At 70.9% G+C, this 24,564-nt stretch carries 23 protein-coding genes and 1 tRNA gene; 19 read left to right on the forward strand and 5 right to left on the reverse strand.

The window, feature by feature from the left end:
- The first annotated feature begins 2 nt into the window (after positions 1 to 2).
- From FVP77_RS16725 to FVP77_RS04015, 17 genes are all read left to right on the forward strand, one after another.
- Positions 3 to 179, forward strand: a complete 177-nt coding sequence (locus FVP77_RS16725) for a hypothetical protein (RefSeq protein WP_187266808.1) — start codon at positions 3 to 5, stop codon at positions 177 to 179.
- Entirely contained in the window at positions 176 to 976 is an 801-nt protein-coding gene (locus FVP77_RS03940; protein WP_147893336.1) for a TlyA family RNA methyltransferase, read from the forward strand. Before FVP77_RS16725 ends, FVP77_RS03940 begins: the two co-directional genes overlap by 4 nt.
- Positions 973 to 1,893: an NAD kinase gene (locus FVP77_RS03945; protein WP_147893337.1), complete on the forward strand. Its 921-nt coding sequence runs from the start codon at positions 973 to 975 to the stop codon at positions 1,891 to 1,893. The genes FVP77_RS03940 and FVP77_RS03945 overlap by 4 nt, the downstream gene beginning before the upstream one ends.
- Entirely contained in the window at positions 1,890 to 3,587 is a 1,698-nt protein-coding gene (gene recN, locus FVP77_RS03950) for a DNA repair protein RecN (protein WP_147893338.1), read from the forward strand. Before FVP77_RS03945 ends, recN begins: the two co-directional genes overlap by 4 nt.
- Positions 3,584 to 6,457, forward strand: a complete 2,874-nt coding sequence (locus FVP77_RS03955) for a hypothetical protein (protein WP_147893339.1) — start codon at positions 3,584 to 3,586, stop codon at positions 6,455 to 6,457. The genes recN and FVP77_RS03955 overlap by 4 nt, the downstream gene beginning before the upstream one ends.
- A gap of 23 nt (positions 6,458 to 6,480) precedes the next feature.
- Positions 6,481 to 8,178, forward strand: a complete 1,698-nt coding sequence (locus FVP77_RS03960; RefSeq protein WP_147893340.1) for a CTP synthase — start codon at positions 6,481 to 6,483, stop codon at positions 8,176 to 8,178.
- Entirely contained in the window at positions 8,175 to 8,783 is a 609-nt protein-coding gene (locus FVP77_RS03965) for an NUDIX domain-containing protein (RefSeq protein WP_147893341.1), read from the forward strand. The genes FVP77_RS03960 and FVP77_RS03965 overlap by 4 nt, the downstream gene beginning before the upstream one ends.
- Before the next feature lies 1 nt (position 8,784).
- Complete coding sequence (gene xerD, locus FVP77_RS03970; protein WP_147893342.1) at positions 8,785 to 9,708, forward strand: site-specific tyrosine recombinase XerD; 924 nt, start codon at positions 8,785 to 8,787, stop codon at positions 9,706 to 9,708.
- 99 nt (positions 9,709 to 9,807) lie between these two features.
- Positions 9,808 to 11,460: a M20/M25/M40 family metallo-hydrolase gene (locus tag FVP77_RS03975; protein ID WP_246133959.1), complete on the forward strand. Its 1,653-nt coding sequence runs from the start codon at positions 9,808 to 9,810 to the stop codon at positions 11,458 to 11,460.
- 81 nt (positions 11,461 to 11,541) lie between these two features.
- Positions 11,542 to 12,429, forward strand: coding sequence for a ParA family protein (locus FVP77_RS03980; RefSeq protein WP_183042513.1), 888 nt, complete (start codon positions 11,542 to 11,544; stop codon positions 12,427 to 12,429).
- A complete protein-coding gene (locus tag FVP77_RS03985; RefSeq protein WP_147893344.1) occupies positions 12,413 to 13,264 on the forward strand; it encodes a segregation and condensation protein A in 852 nt (283 codons plus the stop codon). The genes FVP77_RS03980 and FVP77_RS03985 overlap by 17 nt, the downstream gene beginning before the upstream one ends.
- On the forward strand, positions 13,254 to 13,856 hold the full coding sequence (gene scpB, locus FVP77_RS03990) for an SMC-Scp complex subunit ScpB (RefSeq protein ID WP_147893345.1): 603 nt from the start codon (positions 13,254 to 13,256) through the stop codon (positions 13,854 to 13,856). The genes FVP77_RS03985 and scpB overlap by 11 nt, the downstream gene beginning before the upstream one ends.
- On the forward strand, positions 13,853 to 14,659 hold the full coding sequence (locus tag FVP77_RS03995; protein ID WP_147893346.1) for a pseudouridine synthase: 807 nt from the start codon (positions 13,853 to 13,855) through the stop codon (positions 14,657 to 14,659). The genes scpB and FVP77_RS03995 overlap by 4 nt, the downstream gene beginning before the upstream one ends.
- A 52-nt stretch (positions 14,660 to 14,711) precedes the next feature.
- Complete coding sequence (locus tag FVP77_RS04000; RefSeq protein WP_187266809.1) at positions 14,712 to 15,845, forward strand: prephenate dehydrogenase; 1,134 nt, start codon at positions 14,712 to 14,714, stop codon at positions 15,843 to 15,845.
- Positions 15,838 to 16,539, forward strand: coding sequence for a (d)CMP kinase (gene cmk, locus FVP77_RS04005; RefSeq protein WP_147893347.1), 702 nt, complete (start codon positions 15,838 to 15,840; stop codon positions 16,537 to 16,539). The genes FVP77_RS04000 and cmk overlap by 8 nt, the downstream gene beginning before the upstream one ends.
- Positions 16,529 to 18,052: a ribosome biogenesis GTPase Der gene (gene der, locus FVP77_RS04010; protein ID WP_147893348.1), complete on the forward strand. Its 1,524-nt coding sequence runs from the start codon at positions 16,529 to 16,531 to the stop codon at positions 18,050 to 18,052. The genes cmk and der overlap by 11 nt, the downstream gene beginning before the upstream one ends.
- 106 nt (positions 18,053 to 18,158) lie before the next feature.
- Complete coding sequence (locus FVP77_RS04015) at positions 18,159 to 19,058, forward strand: NUDIX hydrolase (RefSeq protein ID WP_147893349.1); 900 nt, start codon at positions 18,159 to 18,161, stop codon at positions 19,056 to 19,058.
- Here the strand turns inward: FVP77_RS04015 and FVP77_RS04020 are convergent.
- The 3 genes from FVP77_RS04020 to FVP77_RS04030 all read right to left on the reverse strand — a co-directional run bounded on the left by FVP77_RS04020 (position 19,055) and on the right by FVP77_RS04030 (position 21,753).
- Complete coding sequence (locus FVP77_RS04020) at positions 19,055 to 20,593, reverse strand: HNH endonuclease signature motif containing protein (protein ID WP_147893350.1); 1,539 nt, start codon at positions 20,591 to 20,593, stop codon at positions 19,055 to 19,057. The genes FVP77_RS04015 and FVP77_RS04020 overlap by 4 nt on opposite strands.
- A 93-nt stretch (positions 20,594 to 20,686) precedes the next feature.
- A complete protein-coding gene (locus FVP77_RS04025) occupies positions 20,687 to 21,067 on the reverse strand; it encodes an RNA-binding S4 domain-containing protein (RefSeq protein ID WP_147893351.1) in 381 nt (126 codons plus the stop codon).
- Positions 21,064 to 21,753 (reverse strand): lysoplasmalogenase family protein, encoded by a 690-nt coding sequence (locus tag FVP77_RS04030; protein ID WP_147893352.1) that lies wholly within the window; start codon positions 21,751 to 21,753, stop codon positions 21,064 to 21,066. Before FVP77_RS04030 ends, FVP77_RS04025 begins: the two co-directional genes overlap by 4 nt.
- A 55-nt stretch (positions 21,754 to 21,808) precedes the next feature.
- Here FVP77_RS04030 and FVP77_RS04035 point away from each other — a divergent pair, with 55 nt between their 5' ends.
- Both FVP77_RS04035 and FVP77_RS04040 read left to right on the forward strand, forming a co-directional pair.
- Entirely contained in the window at positions 21,809 to 22,996 is a 1,188-nt protein-coding gene (locus tag FVP77_RS04035) for a low temperature requirement protein A (protein WP_147893353.1), read from the forward strand.
- 26 nt (positions 22,997 to 23,022) lie between these two features.
- Positions 23,023 to 23,096, forward strand: a tRNA-Pro gene (locus tag FVP77_RS04040).
- A gap of 180 nt (positions 23,097 to 23,276) precedes the next feature.
- Here the strand turns inward: FVP77_RS04040 and FVP77_RS04045 are convergent.
- Both FVP77_RS04045 and FVP77_RS17010 read right to left on the reverse strand, forming a co-directional pair.
- Entirely contained in the window at positions 23,277 to 23,522 is a 246-nt protein-coding gene (locus FVP77_RS04045; RefSeq protein WP_147893354.1) for a hypothetical protein, read from the reverse strand.
- 57 nt (positions 23,523 to 23,579) lie between these two features.
- Positions 23,580 to 24,557, reverse strand: coding sequence for a multicopper oxidase family protein (locus FVP77_RS17010; protein WP_147893355.1), 978 nt, complete (start codon positions 24,555 to 24,557; stop codon positions 23,580 to 23,582).
- Between the last annotated feature and the right edge of the window lie 7 nt (positions 24,558 to 24,564).

Below are 24,564 nucleotides of genomic sequence, written 5' to 3' on the forward strand. Positions count from 1 at the left end.
GGATGACCGACGCCAACCGCACGGAGGACGCCGGGCCCGAGGGTTCGGAGCTGATCAGTCGGCTGCGCATCATCGAGGGGCAACCGCTGGCAGACCGCGCCGCGGCCTACGCGTCGCTGCACGACGAGCTGGCCCGTCGCCTCGAGTCCGGACCCACCGATCATCACGTGAGCGGATGACTGCTCGCCTCGACGCGGAGCTCGCCCGCCGCGGCCTGGCGCGTTCGCGTACTCAGGCCGCGCAGCTGATCGCCGACGGGCGGGTGACCGTCGGCGGCGACGTCGTGGTGAAGCCGTCGGCGCGCATCGACGATGACGCGCAGCTCGCGGTCGCCGCATCCGATCACTACGTCAGTCGCGCCGCGCACAAACTGATCGCCGGTCTCGACGCCTTCGACATCGCCGTGGAAGACCGTGTGGCGCTCGACATGGGCGCATCGACCGGCGGATTCACCCAGGTGCTGCGCGAACGCGGTGCCCGACCGGTGCTGGCCGTCGATGTCGGTCACGGGCAGCTCGACCCCCTTCTCGCGCTCGACCCCGACGTGGTGTCGGTCGAGGGGTTCAACGTCAGGTACATGGATGCGGCGACGCTCGCATCCGCGACGGGGGTCGCCCAGCGCCCCTCCGTCGTCACCGGTGATCTCTCCTTCATCTCGCTCACGCACGTCCTTCCCGCGGTGGTCGCGACAGCGGCCGAGAACGCCGACATCGTGCTGCTGATCAAGCCGCAGTTCGAGGTCGGACGCACCGCGGTCAAGGGCGGGCTGGTGACCGACCCCGACCTCCGCGCGGACGCCGTGTCGACCGTGCTCTGGTCGGCATGGGACGCGGGCCTGCGGACGGCGGGGCTCATCGCTTCGCCGATCGCCGGTCTGCACGGCAATCGGGAGTATGTGGTCCACCTCGCGACGTCGTGGGGGAGCGATCCGTCAGAATGGGGGAGCACCGTGAACGAACTGACCGGAAGCCGATGACTCCCAGCGATCGCAACATCCTCGTGGTCGCCCACGCGCGCCGAGACGACACCGTCGACGCCGCGGGGCGCGTGGTCTCCGCCCTTCGACAGGCGGGCGCGCGTGCCGTGTTCTCCCGAGACGACCGGGACGACCTCGAAGGCGCGTTCCCGCTCGACGGCGTCGGCACCCTCGGGGAGGACGTCGCTGTCGACGAGATCGAACTGGCGATCGTGCTCGGCGGCGACGGCACGATCCTCCGTGCCGCCGAGCTCGTCCGCGGGGGTACCGCCCCCGTCCTAGGCATCAACATGGGGCACGTCGGATTCCTCGCCGAGAGCGAGCGCGACGACATGGACGACGCCGTGCGCCGCGTCATCGACCGCGACTACCGCGTCGAGGAGCGCCTCGCGCTGTCGGTGCGGGTCAAGGACTCGACCGACGCCGTGATCTACGAGACGTGGGCGCTCAACGAGGCCACCGTCGAGAAGGCCAGCCGCGAGAGGATGCTGGAGGTCGTGATCGAGGTCGACGGCCGCCCGTTGTCGTCCTTCGGCTGCGACGGCGTGGTCGTCGCGACGCCCACCGGGTCGACCGCCTACAACTTCTCGGCGGGAGGACCCGTGATCTGGCCGTCCGTCGAGGCGATCGCGGTCGTGCCGCTCTCGGCGCACGCCCTCTTCGCGCGTCCGCTCGTCGTCGGCCCCGAGGCCCCGATCGCGATCGAGGTGCTCGAACGCACGAGCGGCGTGGGCATCCTGTGGTGCGACGGTCGGCGTTCCCACGAGCTGCCGCCGGGCGCGCGCGTGGTGGTCCGCCGCTCCAGCGAGCCCGTACGGCTGGCGCGCCTGCACCCGCCCGCATTCACCGACCGCCTCGTGCGGAAATTCCGACTCCCCGTCACCGGGTGGCGCGGACCGGCTCCGGAGATCTCATGATCGAGGAGATGCGGCTGCGCGACCTCGGGGTCATCGCCGAGGCGACCCTGCCGATCGGACCGGGCTTCACGGCCATCACCGGCGAGACCGGCGCGGGCAAGACCATGGTCGTCACGGGGCTCGGGCTGCTGCTCGGCAACCGGGCCGACTCGGGCGCCGTGCGCTCCGGTGCGGCGCAGGCCGCCGTCGACGGGGTGTGGAGCGTTCCCGAGCACGGTGCGGTCGTCGACCGCGTCCGCGAGGCCGGCGGCGACGTCGAACCTCTCGGCGGTGGGCAGGCCGAGCTCTACCTCGGGCGCACCGTATCGAGCGAGGGCCGAGGCCGCGCGACCGTCGGCGGACGCAGCGCCCCCGCGGGAGTGCTCGCCGAACTGGCCGACTCGCTCGTCGTCGTCCACGGGCAGTCCGACCAGCTGCGGCTGCGCTCCGCCGTCGCGCAGCGCGACGCGCTCGACCGTTTCGGCGGCGCTCCGGTGGCCGCAGCTCTGGCCGACTACCGCGCCGGGTACGAGCATTGGCGCGGTCTCGACGCGACGCTCACCGAGCTGCAGGACGACCGCGACGTGCGTGGGCGCGAGGCCGATGAGCTGCGCGCCGCGCTCGCCGAGATCGAGGCCGTCGCCCCGCTCGCGGGTGAGGACGTCGATCTCGCCCAGCGCGCCGAGCGCCTCGCCAATGCCGAGGAGCTGCGACTGGCTGCGGCCACCGCGCACGAAGCGCTCTCGAGCGAGATGGACGCCGCCGATGCGACCGCGCTCGTCGCCGACGCCCGGCGGTGGCTCGAGCGCGGCAGCATCCACGACTCGACCCTCGAGGCCCTCGCCGAGCAGGCTGCCGACGTCGGCTACCGGATCGCCGACCTCGCCGCCGCCGTCTCGGCCTATCTCGCCGACCTCGACGAGTCGGGCCCGCACGAGTTGGCGGCGACCGAGGAGCGGCGCGCCGCCCTCTCGGGACTCGTCCGTGCCCACGGCTCCGTCGATGCGGCGATCGCACTGCTGGAGACCGGGTCGGCCCGTCTCGCCGAACTCGACGACGACGGCGACCGCATCGAGAGGCTGACGGTCGAGCGGGATGCCGCGGCCGGCGCACTCGACGTCGCCGCCGCCGCGCTGACGGCCGAGCGCCAGGCCGCAGCCCTGAGGCTCGGCGCGCTCGTGACCGACGAGCTGCACGCCCTGGCGCTTCCCGACGCGACGCTCGTGGTGGAGGTCGCTCCGGGAGCGGCGAGCACCCACGGGCGCGACGACGTCACGATCCTCCTCGCGCCGCATCCAGGCGCCGACCCGCGGCCGGTCGCGCGCGGAGCCTCCGGGGGAGAGCTCAGCCGCGTGATGCTGGCGATCGAGGTCGTCATCGCGGGGGTCGACCCCGTGCCGACGTTCGTCTTCGACGAGGTCGACGCCGGGATCGGCGGTGCCGCGGCGATCGAGGTCGGGCGGCGACTCGCGCGACTCGCCGAGTCGTCGCAGGTGATCGTGGTGACCCACCTCGCGCAGGTGGCTGCCTTCGCGGGCAACCATCTCTCGGTCGTGAAGAGCAACGACGGCTCGGTCACCGCGTCGAGCGTGAAGCGCCTGGAGGGTGCCGAGCGCGAGGCCGAGATGGCTCGTCTGCTTTCCGGCCTGGCCGACTCGGATGCCGCGCTCACCCACGCCCGAGAGCTTCTCGACACGGCACGCGCACCGCGGTGAGCGTGGACGACGCCTCGGCCGACGCCGGGACGCCGCCCGCCTCGGCGGTGCGTCTGCCGCCGCCCCGCCCGACCCCGCTCTACGCGTTCCTCTCGACGCGGCTGCTGCGTCTGGAAGCGTGGCTGCAGTCTCACGGCGGAACACGACTGCGCCGCGGCATCCAGGCGTTCTGGGCACTGCTGCTCGCCGTCGGCGTGCTGCTGCTCGTGGGGCCGGTCATCAACGAACCACTGTCGTTCGACGACATCACGTCGTCGGCGGGAGAGGCGACCGACACCTGGATCGCACGCTCCTTCGACGCGGACTACCGGTTCTCCCGCGACGACGACGGTCGACTCACCGTAGAGGTCGAGGAGCGGATCACCGCCTTCTTCCCCGATGACGTCGACGAGTCGGCCGTGGAGCGGGTCATCGCCACGCAGTACGAGGGGCACGACCTGCGACCCGAGCTGCGTGGCGCGACGCTCGACGGCGCACCGATCGAACCGGTCACGCGCACCTCGCCGACCCGCTCGACCTACACCGTGGAGTCGGGGGAGAGACTGCGCGGCGACCACGAGGTCGTGCTGCGATACGCGCTGCACGACGTGGCCTACCCGACCGAGGACCCGTCATCGCGGCAGGCGTATCAGCTGCTGAGGTGGGACGTCTTCGGGCCGGAATGGTCGCACGGCGTCACGGACAGCGCCCTCACCCTCACCGTGCCGCGCGAGTTGGCAGCCGCGTACGCGCGGCAGCCGAGCTCCGGGATCGCGTGGCTGCTGGTCGGCGGCTCGACCACGCTGAGCCCCGACACCGAGACGGCGGACGCCGTCGTCTACCGCGTCACGAACGATCAGAGCCTTCCGCCCTACGCCTCGTTCTGGTTCGCCTTCCGGTTCGAGGCGGGCGTCTTCGCGATGCCGGAGCCGTCGGCCCTGTTCTGGGTGCAGGCGGCGGGGCCCTTCGTGCCGCTCGCTCTCCTCGCGGTGACGGTGCTCTTCGCGCTCGCCGCCCGGCGTGTTGCATGGGCCGACGCGCGAGGGCGAGCCTGGTTCGTGATGCAGGAGGCCCCGCGGCGGGGTGCCACTGCGGGCGCCGATGCCAGGCTGTGGCGGGCTCGGCGGACCAGCGCGCTGATCGACGCGCTCGTGGCGTACCGGTCCGAGCCGTCGAACACGGCCGCCCGACGTCACCTCGTGCGCGTCGCGCGACGCACCGGCCGCCTCGGCGATCTGCCCCGGGCCCTCACCGCCTACCGGGCATCGCCGGCGTGGAGGGCGCAGTTCACCGAGGGACTGCGCCGCGTGCCCCGCGGGTTCGTCCGCGATGCCTTCATCGGCGCCGCGCTCGGGCTGACCGTCGTGCAGTGGGGGCTCGTTCGCCAGTTGTCGTACCAGGTGCCGCTCTCGGTCTACTGGTGGCCGGTCGCCGTCGTCGCCGTATCGACCGCGCTCGCTGCCGTCGTCCTCGCCATCGCCCTCACCGCCCGCCCGTTGACGCACGACGGCGCGCTCGCGGAGGAGCACCTCCGGGGCCAGCGACGGTTCCTCGAGCAGACGTCGGCGATCGAGCGCACACCGTTGCGCGACCCGCTTCTGCCCTACGTCGCGATGTTCGCCCGGCCCGCCCGCGCGCGCCGGCTCATCACCGGGCTGCTCGAGCGGGAGGGGGTCTCTCGCCAGGTGGCCGACGACCCCCACTTCGTCACCGCCGGGCGGCTGGCGATCCGAGTGTCCGCCGTCGTCGCGGTGATCGCCGCGCTGGTGCTGTCGATCGCCACGACCGCCGGCACCCGTCACGCCCTCGATCAGTACGCCGTCCTCGACGACATCGCGGGGGAGTACGGGGTCTTCGTCTCCGACGTCGACATCGAGGCCACCCTGACCCGCGGGGAGGGCGGCCACGCGCGTGTCGAGGTGGTCGAGACCCTCGTCGCGGCCGTGGGCGAGAACCTCCGCGCGATTCCGCAGGTCACCCGCGCATGGCGCGACCAGGTCGACGGTCACGACCAGGGGCTGGTGGTCGATGCGATCCTCGTCGACGGTGTCGAGGCGCCTTTCGAGCAGAGTCGGGTGCGGGGGCACGCCCTCGTGCAGACGAGATTCGCCGACGACTGGCCCGGCGACCATGAGATCGAGATCCGCTACACGCTCACCGACGCCGCATCCGCTCTTCGCACCGGGGACGGCCGGCAGGATCGCGTGCAGTGGACGGCGCTCCTGCCGTGGTGGGAATCGTCGTGGCAGGGGATCGACGTCGAACCCGAGCGCCTCCGGATGGCGATCGGCATGTCGACCGACCTCGCCGACGCGCTCCGACCCGACAGCGGGTGGCTCGCCGAGTTGGCTCATCGTCGCGATCGTTCGCCCGAGGCCTTCGGGGTCCCGTCCGAGGTGCGGGGCGAGGCGGTGTTCTCCTTCGACGAGCGTGCCGACGACGAGTACGAGCCCGGCAGCCTCTGGCCGAACGGCGCGCAGTTCGGCGGTGCGCAGCTGACGTTCCCCGCCGGGACGTTCACGGGGCCGTCCGAGGCCGAATGGGGCTGGTATGCGGCGTGGCAGATGCTGCCATGGCTGCTGTCTCCGCTGCTGGCGCTCGTCGTGCTCGTCCTCAGCGCGGTCGGCGCCGTCTCGGGCGCGGATCGGCTCGCCCGTCGCGGCAAGACGCGCGACCTCGTGCGGTGGGTGCCGCTCGCCCTTACCGTCGCGCAGCTGCCGTTGCTGTTCTGGGCGACCGTCGACGCGTACTCCGAAGATCCGCTGCTGCTCGTGATGTTCGCGTCGCTGGGCGTGAGCGCCGTGGCCGCCTGGGTCGTCGTCGTGAAGACACGGCATACGCCGGCGCCGGTTGCCGCACCCCCGGCGCGTCGGCGGCGGGCTCGCCGGTGAGCGGACTGATAGCATGGAAGCCCGTGACGGACTCTTCATCTACGGGCACCTCTTCCAGCAAGACCACCAAGCACATCTTCGTGACCGGGGGCGTGGTCTCCTCGCTCGGCAAGGGCCTCACGGCCGCCAGTCTCGGCAACCTTCTGACCGCACGCGGCCTTCACGTCGTGATGCAGAAGCTCGATCCGTACCTCAACGTCGATCCGGGCACGATGAACCCGTTCCAGCACGGCGAGGTCTTCGTGACCGACGACGGCGCCGAGACCGACCTCGACATCGGGCACTACGAGCGGTTCCTCGACATCGAACTCAGCCAGGCCGCGAACGTCACGACCGGTCAGGTCTACTCCGAGGTGATCGCGCGTGAGCGGCGCGGTGAGTACCTCGGCGACACGGTGCAGGTCATCCCGCACATCACCGACGAGATCAAGCGACGCATGCGTCTGCAGGCGAGCGAAGATCCGCAGCCCGACGTCATCATCACCGAGATCGGCGGAACGGTCGGCGACATCGAGTCGCAGCCGTTCATCGAGTCGGCGCGGCAGATCCGCCACGAGCTCGGCCGCGGCAACGTCTTCTTCGTGCACGTCTCCCTCGTGCCGTTCATGGGCGCGTCGGGCGAGCAGAAGACCAAGCCGACGCAGCACTCCGTCGCCGCCCTCCGCTCGATCGGCATCCAGCCCGACGCGCTGGTGCTGCGCAGCGACCGCCCGGTCACCGAGTCGAACAAGCGCAAGATCGCCCTCATGTGCGACGTCGACGAAGACGCCGTGGTGAACGCGGTCGACGTCCCGAGCATCTACGACATCCCCTCGATGCTCCACGACCAGGGACTCGACGAGTACCTGGTGCGCGCGCTCGGACTCGAGAAGGCGAACGACGTCGACTGGTCGCGCTGGCAGAAGGTGCTCCAGGCGGTGCACAACCCGAAGCACGAGGTGACGATCGGTCTCGTCGGCAAGTACATCGACCTGCCCGACGCCTACCTCTCCGTGACCGAGGCGCTCAAGGCGGGTGGTTTCGCTCATGAGACCCACGTCACGGTGACCTGGATCCCCTCCGACCTCTGCGAGACGCCGGAGGGTGCCGAGAAGGCGCTCGGCGGACTCGACGGCATCGTGATCCCCGGCGGCTTCGGCATCCGCGGCATCGAGGGCAAGCTCGGGGCGCTCAAGTTCGCGCGCGAGCAGGGCATCCCGACCCTCGGCATCTGCCTGGGTCTGCAGTGCATCGTGGTCGAGTACGCCCGTCACGTCGCCGGTCTCGAGGGTGCGTCGTCGAGCGAGTTCGACCCCGACAGCCCCCACCCGGTCGTCGCGACCATGGCCGAGCAGGTCGACATCCTCGACCGCGGCGATCTGGGCGGCACGATGCGCCTCGGCCTGTACCCGGCCGATCTCGCGCCGGGTTCGGTCGCCGAGGAGGTGTACGGCGCCTCCCAGGTGTCGGAGCGCCACCGCCACCGCTACGAGGTCAACAACGCCTACCGCGAGCAGCTCGCCGCAGCGGGCCTGGTGTTCTCCGGGCTCAACCCCGACCTCGACCTGGTCGAGTACGTCGAGCTCCCGCGCGACGTGCACCCGTACTACATCGCCACCCAGGCGCACCCCGAGCTCCGCTCGCGCCCGACCGAGCCGCATCCGCTCTTCCGTGGCCTCGTCGGCGCCGCACTCGACCGTCACCGTGCGAGCGAGCTGTTCGACGTCGAGGAGTCGGCGTGACGGATGCTGCGGGTTCCGGGCCTGGCGCGGGACTCCGCGACGAGGCGGTCGAGCCCGAGGTGGTGGATTCCGAGAAGGTCTACGCCGGTCGGGTGTGGGACGTGCGCTCCGACACCGTGCGCTACGGCGACGGTGAGATCGTGCGGCAGTACGTCGACCATCCGGGCGCCGCGGCAGTCGTCGCGATCGACGACGAGGATCGCGTCGTGCTCATCCAGCAGTACCGCCACCCCGTGCGGCTGCGCGAGTGGGAGATCCCGGCCGGGCTCCTCGACGTGGCGGGGGAGCCGCCCGAGGACTCGGTCGTGCGCGAGCTCGCTGAGGAGGTCGACCTCGTCGCCCGCCGTTGGCAGCCGCTGCTGAAGATGCACACCTCGCCCGGCGGGAGCGACGAGGTGCTGCACATCTTCCTCGCCCGCGGCCTCGAGGCGGCTCCCGCCGCGTTCGACCGCGAGGACGAGGAGGCCGACATCCGCGTGGAGCGGGTTGCGCTCGCAGACGTCGTCGACGGGATCATCGAGGGCCGGTTCGGCAACGCGATCCTCATCGCCGGCGTCATGGCGGCGGCCGAGGTGCTCCGGCGGGAAGCCGCCGCGGAGCGCTGACGTGCGCGTCGAGCGGGCGGTCGATGCGTATCTGCGGCACGTCTCGCTCGAACGGGGTCTCTCCGAGCACACGCAGGCGGCGTACCGGCGCGACCTCGCCGTCTACGTGGAGTGGCTGGCCGAGCGAGGAGTCGCCGACACGTCGGAGGTGACGACGGCGATGGTGGCCGAGTTCGCGGCCGAGCGCGCGTCGGCACAGCCGCCCCCCGCGTCGTCGTCGCTCGCGCGCCTGCAGTCGTCGGTGCGGGGCCTGCACCGGTACCTCGTGCGCGAGGGCACCGAGACCGAGGACCCCAGCGGCCGGCTGCGCCCGCCGAAGGCCGCACGGCGGCTGCCGAAGGCGCTCGCACTGACCCAGATCGAGGCGCTGCTGAATGCCGCGGGGCCCGCGCCCGGCGACGACGTGCCGGCCGAGCCCGCCGCCGTGCGCGACCGCGCGCTGCTCGAGCTGCTGTACGCCACCGGCGCGCGCGTCTCGGAGGTCGTGCAGCTCGATGTCGACGATCTCGCCCACGGCGACGTGATACGGGTGCGCGGCAAGGGCGACAAGGAGCGCATCGTGCCCGTCGGCTCCTACGCGCGTGCCGCCGTCGAGGCGTACCTGACGCGCGTGCGCCCGGCGCTGGCCGCCCGCGGCCACTCATCACCCCGGCTCTTCCTCGGCGTTCGCGGCGCTCCGTTGTCACGGCAGAGCGCGTGGCTCGTCATCCAGCAGGCCGCTGAGCGGGCCGGTCTCGAGGCGCATGTGTCGCCGCACACCTTCCGGCACTCGTTCGCCACGCATCTGCTGCAGGGCGGGGCCGACGTGCGCGTCGTGCAGGAGCTTCTGGGCCACGCCTCGGTCGCGACCACGCAGATCTACACGCATGTCAGCATCGACGCGCTCCGCGACGTCTACGCCACGTCGCATCCGCGTGCTCGCTGAGCGGGCGAGTATTTCCACCCTGTGAATTTCCTGGACGACGTGGGGGATCGCGGGTAGCGTGCCTTCAACCCCCCAGGTAGGTCGAAGGAGAACCGCATCGTGCGAGAACTGCAGCGTCGCTGGACACCCGTCAGAATCGGAATCGCAGCGGGCGTGCTGCTCGTCGCCGGGTCGGGTGCGGCCCCGGCCTTCGCGGTCGATCCGGCCGATCTCGAGAGCCGCGTCACGGTCGAGGGCGTGCGTGCGCACCTCGAGGCGTTCCAGGCGATCGCCGATGGGAACGACGGGAACCGCGCCGCCGGCACCTCGGGATACGAAGCGAGCGGCGCCTACGTCGAGGCGGTGCTGCGCGAAGCCGGGTACGAGCCGCAGCGCCAGACCTTCGAGGCGACGGTGCAGACGATCGACGAGTACGCGCTCGCGATCGACGGGATCACGTTCACCGACGACGAAGACGAGGACGGCGCCCCGGGTCCGCTCGGACTCCCGATGGAGTACACGCCGTCGACGCCGGCCGCCGGTCTCACCGACGTCGCCCTCGTCGCGCCGGCGACCGCCAACGGCTGCAACGCCGGCGAATGGGGCGGGGTGGATGCGACGGGCAAGATCGCCGTCGTCTCCCGGGGGGTGTGCTCGTTCACCGAGAAGTCCATCGCCGCCGGTGCCGCCGGCGCCGTCGCGATCCTCGTGTACAACAGCGAACCGGGGGTGCTCTCCGGCACGCTCGGCGAGCAGACTCCCGACCTCATCCCCTCGGTGGGCATCCTGCAGTCGCAGGGGCAGACGCTCGTCGCGGCGATGGCTGCGGGTACGGTGACGGCCGACCTCCAGCTGCAGCAGACGCTGTCGGTCATCGAGACGTTCAACATCATCGCCGACACGCCCACCGGCGCGGCCGAGAACACCGTCATGCTCGGCGCCCACCTCGACTCGGTGCCCGAGGGTGCCGGCATCAACGACAACGGCTCCGGCTCGGCGGCCATCCTCGAGACGGCCGTGCAGCTCGCCGCATCCGGAGACCTCGCCAACCGCGTGCGCTTCGCGTGGTGGGGTGCGGAGGAGATCGGGCTGCTCGGCTCGGCGAACTACGTCGCCGAGCTCACCGAGGAGCAGGCCGGAGAGATCGTCACCTACCTCAACTTCGACATGGTCGCCTCGCCGAACTACGTGATCTCGGTGTACGACGCCGACCAGTCGACGTACGAGGCTCCCGTGGACGTTCCCGACGGATCGATACAGACCGAGGCGGCGTTCACCGACTACTTCGACGCGATCGGTCAGCCCTGGATCGACACGGCGTTCGACGCCCGCAGCGACTACGACGCGTTCATCTCCGCGGGCATCCCCGCCTCCGGCCTGTTCACGGGCGCCGACGAGGTCAAGACCGCGGAGCAGGCCGCGCTCTTCGGCGGCACGGTCGGCGAGATCCACGACCCGAATTACCACACGCCCGCCGACGACATCACGAACGTCAACGATGAGGCGCTCGGGATCATGCTGGGAGCGATCGCGCACGTCACCGCGGAGCTCGCCAACGACGTCACGTCGATCACCGGCGTCGTGCCCCCGGTCGAGCCGTCGCCGGAGCCCACGGCGAGCCCCGCACCGACCGTCACCGGCGCCCCGGCCGCGCTCGCCGAGAGCGGTGGCGAGCCGGCGATGGTGTGGATGGCGGGTGCCGGGCTGCTGACGGGCATCGGCGCGATGACGCTCGTCGCCGTCCGGCGTCGCGGATCGGTGCGCACCGAGTGACGTGCGGCCGGTGTGCCCGCGCGGGTGCCGGCCCCCTCACTCGGTAGCATGGGAGGCACGGTAGCTAAGGCAGGTGGGTCGGTGGCGCGAAGCGCAACGAAGAAGTCGGTGACGGCCGGCGACGGCGAAGTGACCCTTGGCCCGACCGGACGGCCGTACCACGGCTTCGCGACCCCGCCGAAGCTCTCGGGCCACGGCCCGGCCCGGATCATCGCCCTCTGCAATCAGAAGGGCGGCGTCGGCAAGACGACGACGACCATCAATCTGGCGGCGGCGCTCGCCGGCTACGGCCGGAAGGTGCTGGCGGTCGACTTCGACCCGCAGGGCGCGCTCTCGGCGGGCCTCGGCATCCAGACCCACGAGTCCCCGACGATCTACGACCTGCTGCTCGACACGAAGCGCGATCCGCGCGAGGTCATCGTGCCGACCCGCGTCGAAGGCCTCGACATCGTGCCGGCCAACATCGATCTGTCGGCGGCCGAGGTGCACCTCATCAACGAGGTCGCCCGCGAGACGATCCTCGCCCGGGTGCTCCGCAAGGTCTCGGCCGACTACGACGTCATCCTCATCGACTGCCAGCCGTCGCTCGGCCTGCTCACGGTGAACGCCCTCACGGCGAGCCACGGTGTGCTCATCCCGCTCGAGTGCGAGTTCTTCGCGCTGCGCGGCGTCGCGCTCCTCATCGAGACGATCGACAAGGTGCGCGACAGGCTCAACCCGTCGATCACGCTCGACGGCGTTCTCGCCACCATGTACGATCCGCGCACGCTCCACTCCCGAGAGGTGCTGGAGCGCGTGGTCGAAGCGTTCGGCGACGACGTGCTCGAGACAGTCATCGGCCGGACGGTGAAGTTCCCCGACGCGTCGGTCTCGGGGATGCCCATCACCGAGTTCGCGCCGGAGCACGCGGCCGCCCAGGCCTACCTGCGTCTGGCGCGGGAGCTGGTCGCCCGTGGCGCCGTCGCCTGACGCCGCCGACACACCGCCGGCCGGCGACGACTCCGCGCCGATCGACGAGACCGGTGAAGGCTTCCGCGTTTCGCTCGGCGTCTTCGACGGGCCTTTCGACCTGCTGCTGACACTCATCTCGAAGCACGAGCTCGACATCACCGACGTCTCGTTGAGTCGCGTGACCGACGAGTTCATCGCGTACCTGAAGGCGCTGGGGCCCGACGAGGACCTCGACGAAGCATCCGAATTCCTCGTGGTGGCCGCGACCCTGCTCGACATGAAGGTCGCCGGGCTCCTGCCCCAGGGCGAACTCGTCGACGCGGAGTCGGTGGCGCTTCTCGAGGCGCGCGATCTGCTCTTCGCCCGGCTGCTGCAGTACCGCGCGTTCAAAGACGTCTCGGCGTGGTTCGCGTCGGGGCTGCAGGCCGAGGACCGCCGTCACGTGCGCGCCGTCCGACTCGACGAGAAGTACCGCAACGCCGTGCCCGACCTCGTCTGGACCCACAGCGTCGAGGACTTCGTCGCCCTGGCGCTGCTCGCGTTCGCGCCGAAGGAGATCCCGCAGGTCGGGCTCGACCACCTGCACGCGCCCCTCGTCAGCATCCGCGAGCAGGCGGCGGTCGTCGTGACGCTCCTGCGCAGTGCCGGCACCCTCACCTTCCGCGAACTGGTCGCCGGGGTCGCCCAACCGGGCGTCGTCGTCGCCCGGTTCATCTCCGTTCTCGAGCTCTACCGCCACGCCGCCCTGACGTTCGAGCAGCTCGAACCACTGGGCGAGCTGACGCTCCGCTGGAGCGCCGCACGCTGGTCGGAAGAGAACCTCGCCACCCTGGGAGCAGATTATGACCGATGAGACACGTGACGGCCCATCGGCCGGGGGAGCGAGCACCGGCTCGATCGCCCGTCGACTCGAGGCGATCCTGCTCGTGATCGAAGAGCCGCAGAGCCTCGTGAGCCTCGCGGCCGCCGTCAGTGCGCCGGTGGCGGCGGTGCGCCAAGCGATCGAGACGCTCGTCGACGACTACGACGGCCGGGGCGCCGGACCCCGTCGAGGCTTCGAACTGCGCGAGGTCGGTGGCGGGTGGCGGCTCTACGTGCGCGCCGAGCACGACGACCTCGTCTCGGAGTTCGTCAACACCCAGGCCCCGTCACGACTGTCGCAGGCGGCGCTCGAGACACTCGCTGTGATCGCGTACAAGCAGCCGGTGACCCGGGGCCAGGTCGCCGCGATCCGCGCCGTGAACGTCGACTCCGTCGTGCGAACGCTTCTCGCCCGCGGGCTCATCACGGAGGCGTTCGCCGACCCCGAGACGGGGGCCATCCACTACGGCACGACCGATGCGTTGCTGGTCAACCTCGGTATCAACTCCCTCGACGAGCTGCCGCGCATCGCGCCGCTGCTCGACGACGGTTCGGCAGGATTCGACGCGGAGGTCGTGAGATGACGGAGATGGACACCGAGGGCGTTCGCTTGCAGAAGGTGCTGGCCAATGCGGGAGTCGCCTCGCGGCGGGTGAGCGAAGACCTGATCGTGGCGGGACGGGTGCGCGTGAACGGCGTCGTCGTCACCGAGCTCGGCAGTCGTATCGACCCCGAAACCGACCTCGTCGACGTCGACGGGGTGGCCGTGCAGCTCGACATGTCGAAGAGGTACGTCATCCTCAACAAGCCCACCGGGGTGGTGAGCTCGATGCGCGACGACCGCGGTCGCCCCGATCTGCGCCAGTACACCGACGAATGGCCCGAGCGGCTCTACAACGTCGGTCGACTCGACGCCGACACGAGCGGTCTGCTGATCCTGACGAACGACGGCGACCTCGCTCACGTGCTCGCCCACCCCTCGTTCGGGGTCACCAAGATGTACATCGCGAAGGTCGAGGGGCGCGTCTCGCCGCAGACGATCGCCACCCTCACCAAGGGCGTCGAGCTCGAGGACGGGCCGATCGCCGCCGACAAGGCGCGTCTGCTGGATGCCTCGGAGGACTTCAGCATCGTCGAGCTGACGCTGCACTCGGGGCGCAATCGGATCGTGCGCCGCATGATGGCCGAGGTGGGTCACCCCGTCGTCGACCTGGTCCGGCGGCGTTTCGGTCCGCTCTCCCTGGGTCCGCTCCCGGTCGGACGCGCGCGCGAATTGACTACGATAGAGCGCGGCGCACTGCTCACTCTGTCGCGTCGTGACGGTGGCACCGAACCCGCCGCCGACGACGCCCCTCCCCGCACGGACGATCCGTCGGCCGAAGAGTGAGCATTCCACCCGCGCCGTGCCCCGCCCCGAAGGCGGGTGACCAGGAGAGACCGTGAGCGATTCGACCGCGTCGTCCGTACGCCCGCCGGTGGCGTTGGCCCCGCGTGTGCGCGGCACCGTTCGCGTCGTCGGCGCCGGCCTCCTCGGCGCGAGCGTCGGTCACGCCCTCACCGCTCTCGGTGTCGACGTCGCCCTCGACGACACGTCTCCCGCGCAGCTGCGCCTCGCCGTCGACTACGGCGCGGGCCGACTTCCTCGTCCCGATGACGCGCCGTCGCTGGTGGTCGTCGCGGTGCCCCCCGACGTGACGGCCGACGTGATCGAGCGCGAGCTCGCCGCCCACCCCGGCGCCGTCGTGACCGACGTCGCGAGCGTGAAGCTCGAGCCGCTCCGCGCACTCCAGGCGCGCGGTGTCGACCTGTCCCGCTACATCGGGTCGCATCCCCTCGCCGGTCGCGAACGAGGCGGCGCCATCTCGGCGCGGGCCGACATCTTCATCGGGCGGCCGTGGGTGGTCTGCCGCGACGGTGAGACGACGGCGGCCGACCTCGCGCTGGTCGAGGCCCTGGCGCTCGACCTCGGCGCGACCCCGATCGAGATGACGCCCGAGGAGCACGACCGCTCGGTGGCCGTCGTCTCGCACGTGCCCCAGTTGGTCGCGAGCCTGCTCGCCGGACGCTTCGTCGACGCTCCCGACGGGTCGCTGCGTCTCGCCGGTCAGGGCGTGCGCGACACGACCCGTATCGCCGCCTCGGCGCCTGAGCTGTGGGTGCAGATCCTCGGAGCCAACGCGGCCCTCGTCGTGGATGTGCTCGACGATCTCGCCGGCGACCTCTCCCGCGTCGCCGAGGCGCTGCGCCACCCCGACGCACCGGGTGCGCGTCGCGCCGTCGCCGACACCATCCGTCGCGGCAACGACGGCGTCGAGCGTCTGCCCGGCAAGCACGGCCAGAACCGCCGCTTCGAAAACATCGTCGTCATGGTCGACGACACCCCCGGTCAGCTCGGTCGTCTCTTCGGCGAGCTCGGCGAGCTCTCCGTCAACGTCGAAGACCTCCGACTCGAGCACTCTCCGGGCGCGCCGTTCGGCCTCGCCGAGATCAGCGTCGTCCCCGATGCCGTCCACCGCGCCTCGGAGGGACTCCAGGCGCGCGGGTGGCGGATTGCGAACAACACCCATGACTGATTCCCGCCCGTTCGACGAGAGCGTCGTCGTCGCCATCGACGGTCCGGCCGGCAGTGGCAAATCGAGCGTCTCGAAGGGCGTCGCGGCACGACTCGGGTACGGCTACCTTGACACCGGCGCCGTCTATCGCGCGCTGGCGTGGTCGATGGTCGAGGCCGGCCGCGACACCGACGACGCCGCTTCGGCGCTCGAGGCCTTCGAGTCGCTCGACGTGCACATCTCGCTCGAGCCCCACGACTTCGCGATCACCGTGGGCGGCACCGACGTCGCCGCCGCGATCCGCGAGCCCCGCGTGACCGCCGCCGTCAGCGGCGTGGCCCGCGTCGCGGGTGTGCGCGAAGGCCTCAACGGCCTGTTCCGCTCGCTCGTCGCGCAGTCGGCCCGGCCCGGCGTGGTCGTCGAGGGTCGCGACATCACCACCGTCGTCGCGCCCGACGCGCCCGTCCGCATCCTCCTCACCGCCGACCCGGAGGTGCGTGCCGCGAGGCGCAGCGCCGAGCTGGAGGGCCAGGATGCGGCGACCGTGGCCGACGCGATCCGGCGGCGCGACGCATCCGACTCCGCGGTCGTCGATTTCCAGACGGCCGCCGACGGCGTGACCGTCGTCGATTCCACACACTTGGACTTCGAGCAGACGGTCTCGGCCGTGCTCGAGGTCGTCGATCAGAAGATGGGAGCCCACCATGGGCGATGAAGAAGAGTACGAGGGCGGTCCCGACCAGCTCGAAGAGAAGCTCGCCGACCTCGACGAGGAACTCGCCGAACAGCGCGCGGCGGCCCTGCGCGCGACGCTGGACGATTTCGATCTCGACGCGGAGGATGCCGAGCTGCTCGCCGGCATCACGGCCAGCGGCGATGCGATCGAGTACCTGCCGGCGCTGCCGGTCGTCGCGATCGTCGGTCGCCCGAACGTCGGCAAGTCGGCGCTCGTGAACCGCATCATCGGGCGTCGTGAGGCGGTCGTCGAAGACACCCCCGGCGTGACGCGCGACCGCGTCACGTACAAGGCCGAGTGGGCCGACCGCCGCTACTCGCTGGTCGACACCGGCGGGTGGGAGCCCGACGCCCGCGGCATCGACAAGTCGGTCGCCCTGCAGGCCGAGGTCGCCATCGAGCTGTGCGACGTCGTGCTGTTCGTCGTCGACGCCATGGTGGGCGCCACGTCCACCGACGAGCAGGTCGTGCGCCTCCTCCGTCGCAGCGGCAAGCCCGTCTTCCTCGTCGCCAACAAGGTCGACGACGCGCGCCACGAGTCGGAGGCCGCCGCGCTCTGGAGCCTGGGTCTCGGCGAGCCGTACCCCGTCTCGGCGATCCACGGTCGCGGTGTCGCCGACCTGCTCGATGCGGTCATGAAGGTGCTGCCCGAGGTCTCGGCCGTCGCCGGCCACGAGATCGGCGGACCCCGTCGCGTCGCGATCCTCGGTCGCCCGAACGTCGGCAAGTCGTCGCTGCTGAACAAGGCCGCCGGTGAGGAGCGGGTCGTCGTCAACGAGCTCGCGGGCACGACTCGCGACCCGGTCGACGAGATCGTCGAGCTCGGCGGTAAGGTCTGGCGCCTGGTCGACACCGCCGGCATCCGTCGTCGGGTGCACCTGCAGCAGGGTGCCGACTTCTACGCATCGCTTCGCACCTCGGCCGCGCTCGAGAAAGCGGAGGTGGCCGTCGTCGTGCTCGACGTCTCGCAGACGCTGAGCGAGCAGGACGTGCGCATCATCGATCTCGTTCTCGAGTCGGGTCGTGCTCTGGTTCTCGCTTTCAACAAGTGGGACCTCATGAACACCCCGGAGATGGAGAACCAGGATCGTCGCCGCTACCTGGAGCGCGAGATCGAGCAGGACCTTGCGCACGTCGCCTGGGCGCCGCGCGTGAACATCTCGGCGCGCACCGGGCGTCACCTCGACAAGCTCGTTCCGGCGCTCGAGACGGCGCTGGAGTCGTGGGATCTGCGTATCCCGACCGGCAAGTTCAACGCGTTCCTCGCCGAGCTGGTCGCCGAGCACCCGCATCCGCTCCGCGGCGGCAAGCAGCCCCGCATTCTGTTCGGCACCCAGGCGTCGACGCGTCCGCCGACCTTCGTGCTGTTCACGACGGGCTTCCTCGACCCGGGCTACCGTCGCTTCATCCAGCGTCGCCTGCGCGAGATCTACGGCTTCGAGGGAAGCCCGATCGTGCTCAACATGCGCGTGCGCGAGCGTCGCCAGCGCTGAGTCGCGTCTCGAGACGGCATCGCCTCGCTGAGATCGCCCCGAATTCGGGGCGGTTTCGCCGAGACGGTGCCGTTTCGTCGTGCGGGTGTTGTGACAGGCTGGTGCGATGACGATCGTGCCGCCCGCTCCCGGTGAGCCGCGTCGCCCGCACGGGCCGCGCGATCCCGGAGATGCGTGGGTCGAGACGCCCGAGGGCGAGCGCTACTGGGGGCGGTTCGGTGCCGCGGGGCTGCTCGCCCTCGACCCGGATCGCGGGGTGCTGCTGCAGCATCGCGTCTCGTGGAGTCACCACGGCGACACCTGGGCACTCCCGGGCGGGGCACGGCATCAGGGCGAGTCGGCTCACGATGCGGCCCTGCGCGAATCGGCGGAGGAGGCCGGGGTTCCGGCCGGGTCGGTCGCACCGCGGTTCGTGAACGTCTTCGATCTGGGCGTCTGGAGCTACACGACCCTCGTCGGCGATGTCGTCGAACCCTTCGAGCCGGTGATCAGTGATCCCGAGAGTCGCGCGCTCGCGTGGGTGCCGGTCGGTGAGGTCGATCAGAGGCCCCTTCACCCGTCGTTCGCCGACGCGTGGGCGATCTTGCGTCCCCTGCTGGAGGTGCGCCCGACGGTCGTCGTCGACGTCGCGAACGTCATGGGTTCGGTGCCCGACGGCTGGTGGCGCGATCGGGCCGGCGCCGCCGACCGGCTCATCCAGCGGATGGGTGCGCTCGCCGCGTCGGGCGTACCCGCGTCCGCGCTGGGTCTCGGGGCGACCGGGTGGTTCGCCCCGATCGTCGCGGTCGTCGAGGGTCAGGCGAAGGCGGTGGATGCTGCGCCCGAGGGTGTCGTGATCGTTCGAGCCGAAGCATCCGGCGACGACGAGATCGTCGCGCAGACCGCGGCGCTCGCCGACCCCACGGCCGCGGTCGTCGTCACGAGCGACCGCGAGCTCGCCGATCGCGTGCGCGCCCTCGGCGCCACGGTGCACGGCGCGGGATGGCTGCTCGACCTGCTGGCCTAGTTCGTCGGCACTGCCGCCCCCGGTGGCTTACGGAACCGGGGAAGCGGCGGGGAGACGTCGGCCCACGCGAAGGCGAGCGCGAGCCGTGGGGCGAGCGTGACGGGTGCGCCTTTTCCGGCGGGCGGGTGCAGGACGAATTCCTCCCCATCTTCCCGGGTGATGCGCCATCGGTGGTGGTGGAGCTGCATGTGGTGGAACCGGCAGAGGAGGACGCCGCGGTCGACGTCGGTTCGGCCGCCCTCGGAGTAGGGGTCGATGTGATGGGCCTCGCACATCGAGGCGGGGCGGTCGCAGCTGGGCCAGCGGCATCCACCGTCGCGGATGGCGAGGGTGACGCGCTGCCCGGAGCTGTAGAGGCGCTGCTCGCGTCCGAGGTGGAGCGGTTCGCCGGTGCCGTCGATCCAGATGGTGCGGGTGCCGCCGTCGCACGCGCGTTGCGCGGCGGCCCAGGCGGGGAGGGCTGTGAGCCCGTCCTCAAGGTGTGCGATCGCCGGGACTCCGGCGTGACTCTTCTCCCACGCGTTATCGGTGACGACGATGCGCACCCCGGCTTGGCGGGCGCCGTGCACGGCTTTGGCGTCGGCGAGGACGCCGGCGCGCAGGATGTCGAGGAGCAGATCGAACTCGAGTTGGGTGTTGGTGCGCGGGTCGTCCTGCAGCTCGGCGGCGGCGGCCTTCTCGTCGTCGGCGACGAAGCGGGGTCCGCCGCGGCGAGGACGCAGGGCGGAGTCGAACACGCTCTGCAGGAACACCGCCGACTCGTCGTCGAAGGTGAGGTGCCCGTGCGCGACGCCGTGCGCGTCTTTCCACATGCGGAACGACCGGCCGTCGAACCGTGCAGCGAACCGCTCCTCCGCCCCGACAGGGTCGAGCCGGTCGCGGATGGTCCGCGCCGCGGCCGCGAGCTCCTCGACCGTACGGTGGGCGGCCTCCGCCGACAGCTGGGACGCCGCCAGCGACCACGCTTCGGCGAACTCGGCGTCGACGGCGGGGTCGCCCGGCGCGGGCGGGTCGCCGAGACCATGGAGGATCGCGTGGTGCTGCGCCGCACTCAGCGTTCCGGCCAACTGCGCGCGCCCGAGCGGAGCATGCCACGGCTCGCGCACGGCACTCGCCGGGCCTGCGCCGCCTCCGGCGTCCGCAGCATCCGGCTCGCCCTCGGCCGACCGCGCCCGTGTCGTACCGAGCAGTTTCGCGCCGTCGAGCAGCGACTCGCCCAGCCTCACCTGTTTCGCGGCTTCGGTGCGGGTCGTGCCGGTGATCTCCTGCACCAGACTCACTGCGCTTCGATGACCCTCGCCGGCGGCCACGCCGCCGTGGCCCTGCTCGCGCCGGGACCGCGCGGCGAGCACTCCTGAGGCAGCGATGCGCAGCGCAGCGAGTGCCTCGATGACCGTCGTCGATTCGCGAATCACCCGCAGCACGTCGGCATCGCGCGACCCGGCGACCGTCGACGGCAGCGCGCCGGCATCGACCTCGCCGACGACGTCACGCAGCACGTCGAGGTGCTGGTCGATGTCGTCGAAGAAGCTCATGCATACATTATCGAACATACATACGACATTCGACGTGCGAGCGCCACGAATGGTGGATAACTTCCGCGGCGGTCGTCCCGGGGAGGAGAGGCGTCAGTGCTCGAGGTCGCGCCCGCGGAGCTTCTCGATGTCTCGTCGATCGCGTTTGGTGGGGCGACCGGCTCCCCGGTCGCGCACCGGCACGAAGGGCGTGCTCTCGCGCGGGGGCGGCGGGGGAGTGCGGTCTTCCGCGGCGGCCGCGGCCTGCACGGCGCCGACCCGCTTCACGATCGTATCGCGCACGACGAGGATGCGGTCGAACCCGGCGATGCGCACGCGCAGCTCGTCGCCGGGCCGCACCTGCTGGGCGGCCTTCGCCTTCTCGCCGTTGACGCGCACGTGGCCGGCGCGGCAGGCGGCCGTCGCCAGTGACCGGGTCTTGTAGACACGCACGGCCCACAGCCAGGCGTCGACGCGCGCGGATGCCCCCGTCATCGGGCGGTCGTCCGTTCCCGCAGCCGCACGGCGATCACGACGCCCGCCGCGATCAGGCCCTGACCGACGGTATACGTCAGCATGACGAGCGGGCTGGTCACCGGCGGCATCGCCTCGGGGGTGAAGAGGCGGAACGCGAGCAACGTGTCGGAGGCGAGGAAGAACGCCGCCCCGATCGTGATGATCCGGTTGGTGCTAGCGGCGGTGGCGGCCGTTCCCGCGAGCACCACTCCGTAGATCGCGACGGCGACCGTCAGCGCTCCCAGGCGCGGCCACAGCACCGCGAGCAGGATGCCCCACCACAGCGCGTACACCACGGTCCAGGCGGGGAGCGAGCGTGTGGGGAGCACGCGCGCGAAGAGCCAGATGTATGCCAGGTGGGCGAGCCCGAAGCATCCGAGCATCACCGGCAGCTCGGGCGCGAACGGGAAGAACGTCGCCGCGCCGTCACCGAGCCACGACAGCGCGATCGCGACGAAGAGCAGCGAGAACGGCGAGCCCCAGGCCGTACCTCGACCGGCCCACAGCACCGCGATCGCCAGCGCCGGCATCAGGAGGAGCTTGGTCGGACCGGCCAAGGAATCGGCGCCGAGTCCGAGAGCGACGACGTGGACGACCGACAGCACCACGTAGGGCGCGAAGCCCCACGTCCACGTCGGCAGCGTCGCCGTTCGTTGCTCGTGCATGGTGTCCTCCGGGTTCGCTCCATCGTAGGCGGGCGGCACGCCCCATACTCATGAGGTGAACGGAGTGCTGTCTCGGATGGGCCTGCGGCGGATGAGTGCGCGCGATGCCGATGCGCCGGGTCGCGTGGCGAGTCCGCTCGAGCTGCTGTTCGACCTCGTCTTCGTCGTCGCGATCTCGCAGGCCTCCAGCAATCTGCACCACCTCATCAGCGCTGGCGAGGTCGGCCAGGGCGTGTTGTCGTACCTGATGGTGTTCTTCGCCGTGTGGTGGGCGTGGATGAACTTCACCTGGTTCGCGTCCGCCTTCGACACCGACGACTGGCTCTATCGCGTGATGACGATCGTGCAGATGGGCGGTGTGCTCGTGCTCGCCGCCGGCGTGCACGACGCGATGGTCGAGTTCGACTACACGGTGGTGACCTTCGGCTACGTGATCATGCGGCTGGCGATGGTCGGCCAGTGGGCGCGGCTCGCCGCATCCGATCCCGCGTCGCGGGGCACCGCGGTGCGCTTCGCCGTCGGCATCGCCGGCGTGCAGGTGCTCTGGGTCGCGCGCCTCGCCCTCCCCGAGACCTGGCAGCTCTGGACTTTCTTCCTGCTGATGGCGCTCGAGATCTGCGTGCCGATCGTCGCCGAGGCTCGGGGGCGCACGCCCTGGCACCCCCATCACATCGCCGAGCGGTTCGGTCTGTTCACGCTGCTGCTGCTCGGCGAGAGTCTGCTGGCGTCGTCGAACGCTCTGATCGATGCGCTCGCCGCGGGTGAGCATCTGGCAGATCTGCTGTGGCTCGCCGCATCCGGCCTCGTCATCACCGCGGCCATCTGGTGGATCTACTACGCCCGCGAGCAGCACGAGGCCCTGTCGAATGCCCGCCGCGGTTTCGCGTTCGGGTATCCGCACTACGCGATCTTCGCCGCGGTGGGCGCCGTCTCGGCCGGGGTGGAGGTCGAGATCGACAAGGTCACGGGGCAGACGGAGGTGTCGGATGCTGTCGCCGGACTCGCCCTGACGTTGCCGGTCGCCGTGTTTCTTCTGGTCGTCTGGGCGGTGCTGCTGCGTCGGCAGATCGCGAGGTCGGTGTCGGCGGTGGTGGTCGCCGCGGTGCTCGTCGCCGTGGCCGCGGGCCTTCTTCCGGCGGGCGAGTACGTCGTCGCTGCGCTCGTCTTGACGGCTGTCGTCGTGGCTCTCGAGGTCGATGGGGCGAGACGCGTTCGCGGCGGGGTTGGGGACCGGGTAGGATAGTGGAGTTGTCCGCGTGCGGGCAGTTCCGGGATGTGGCGCAGCTTGGTAGCGCACTTGACTGGGGGTCAAGGGGTCGCAGGTTCAAATCCTGTCATCCCGACGGAACACGAAAAGGGTCGGCCGAAAGGCCGGCCCTTTCGCATTTCGCCACGGGGCGCAGCGGGCCCTCTCGGATGGTCCGCTGAGGCGGGAGAACGCGGAAGGCCCCTGCTGGTCGCAGGGGCCTTGCCTCCGTCGGGTGAATCGAAGTCGGGCCGGTGGCGAGACCTCGACCGGAGACCTACTGGTACATGAGCCGCCATCGAACGGGGGTGCCGTTCACGTACGCATCGGCCGTGCAGCCCTGGATGATCGTGTATCCCTGCTGGGCGAGGCGGTCCATCCGGAGCGAGCAGGTGTTCCAGCTGCTGTAGTACGAAACCTGTTGCGCGGCCTGCGCCGGCGCGGGGGCTGCGAACGCGAGAATTCCGATCGCAAGGGCAGTCGCCGGGATGCCGGCAAGGACTCGACGTCGAATTTTCATCATCACGGCACCCTAGGCGCGTTCGCGTGCGAATGCACGGGGTCGCAAGAGTGGGCACGCTCAGTGGTGCGTCCCGCCATGAGCCGGCCCGGCCGCGTGTTCGCCGTCGGTGAGAACGTATTGGGCCATCATTCCCTGGTCTTCGTGCCAGAGCAGGTGGCAGTGGTACATGTACGGGGTGGCGGGGTCGACGAACGATCCGAACGGGACGATCAGCTCGACGGTCTCTCCCCGCGGGATGAAGACGGTGTCTTTCGGCCCACGCAGGGGGCCGGTCGGACCGGCGCCGTTCGCGGTATGGACGGCGAACTGCGTGCCGTGGATGTGGAAGTTGTGCGCACGGTTCGAGGAGTTCTCGATCGTCCACATCTCCGTACTGCCCGCGGCGACCACGGTGTCGATGCGGGCCATGTCCATCTTCTCGCCGTTGATCGTGGTGTCGCCCAGCGTGAAACGCCTCTCGATCAGGGCGTCTGCTCGCTGAGGGAGGGCAGCGGACGGCAGCGCGATCGGCACATTCCGCGCCGGGGCGGTGCGTGGCCCGGTGATGCGCAGGATGCCCAGCGTGTCTTCGGCGCCGGAGGCGATGTTGTCTCCACGGCTCATCCCGAGTTCGTGGGGGACCGAGCGGAGCACCAGATCGGCGTCCGGGCCGAGCTTCACGACGATCTCAGCGCGCTCTGCGGGGGACAGTAGGAGCCGGGTGAGCGGCTCCGGCGAAGGAAGGAGACCGCCATCGGTGCCGACGAGGTGGAAAGCATCCTTCGTCGACAGCTCGAGGTTGTAGCACCGGGCTGCGGAGGCGTTCAGGATGCGGAGGCGCACGAGGTTCGTCGAGGCCTCGAAGCGAGGCTCGTAGGTGCCGTTGACGATCACGGTGTTGCCGATCCGGCCGATCGGACTGGTGACGGGTGTGCCGGGGGAGCCCCCGCCGGAAGAGACCGCGACGTCCTGGATGATCAGAGGGATGTCGTCGACGCCGTAGTGGGAGGGAAGATCGGGCTGCGAGTCGTCGTCGACGAGGAACAGGCCCACCATGCCCCGG

This window comes from Microbacterium hatanonis (genome assembly GCF_008017415.1).
Classification (GTDB): domain Bacteria; phylum Actinomycetota; class Actinomycetes; order Actinomycetales; family Microbacteriaceae; genus Microbacterium; species Microbacterium hatanonis.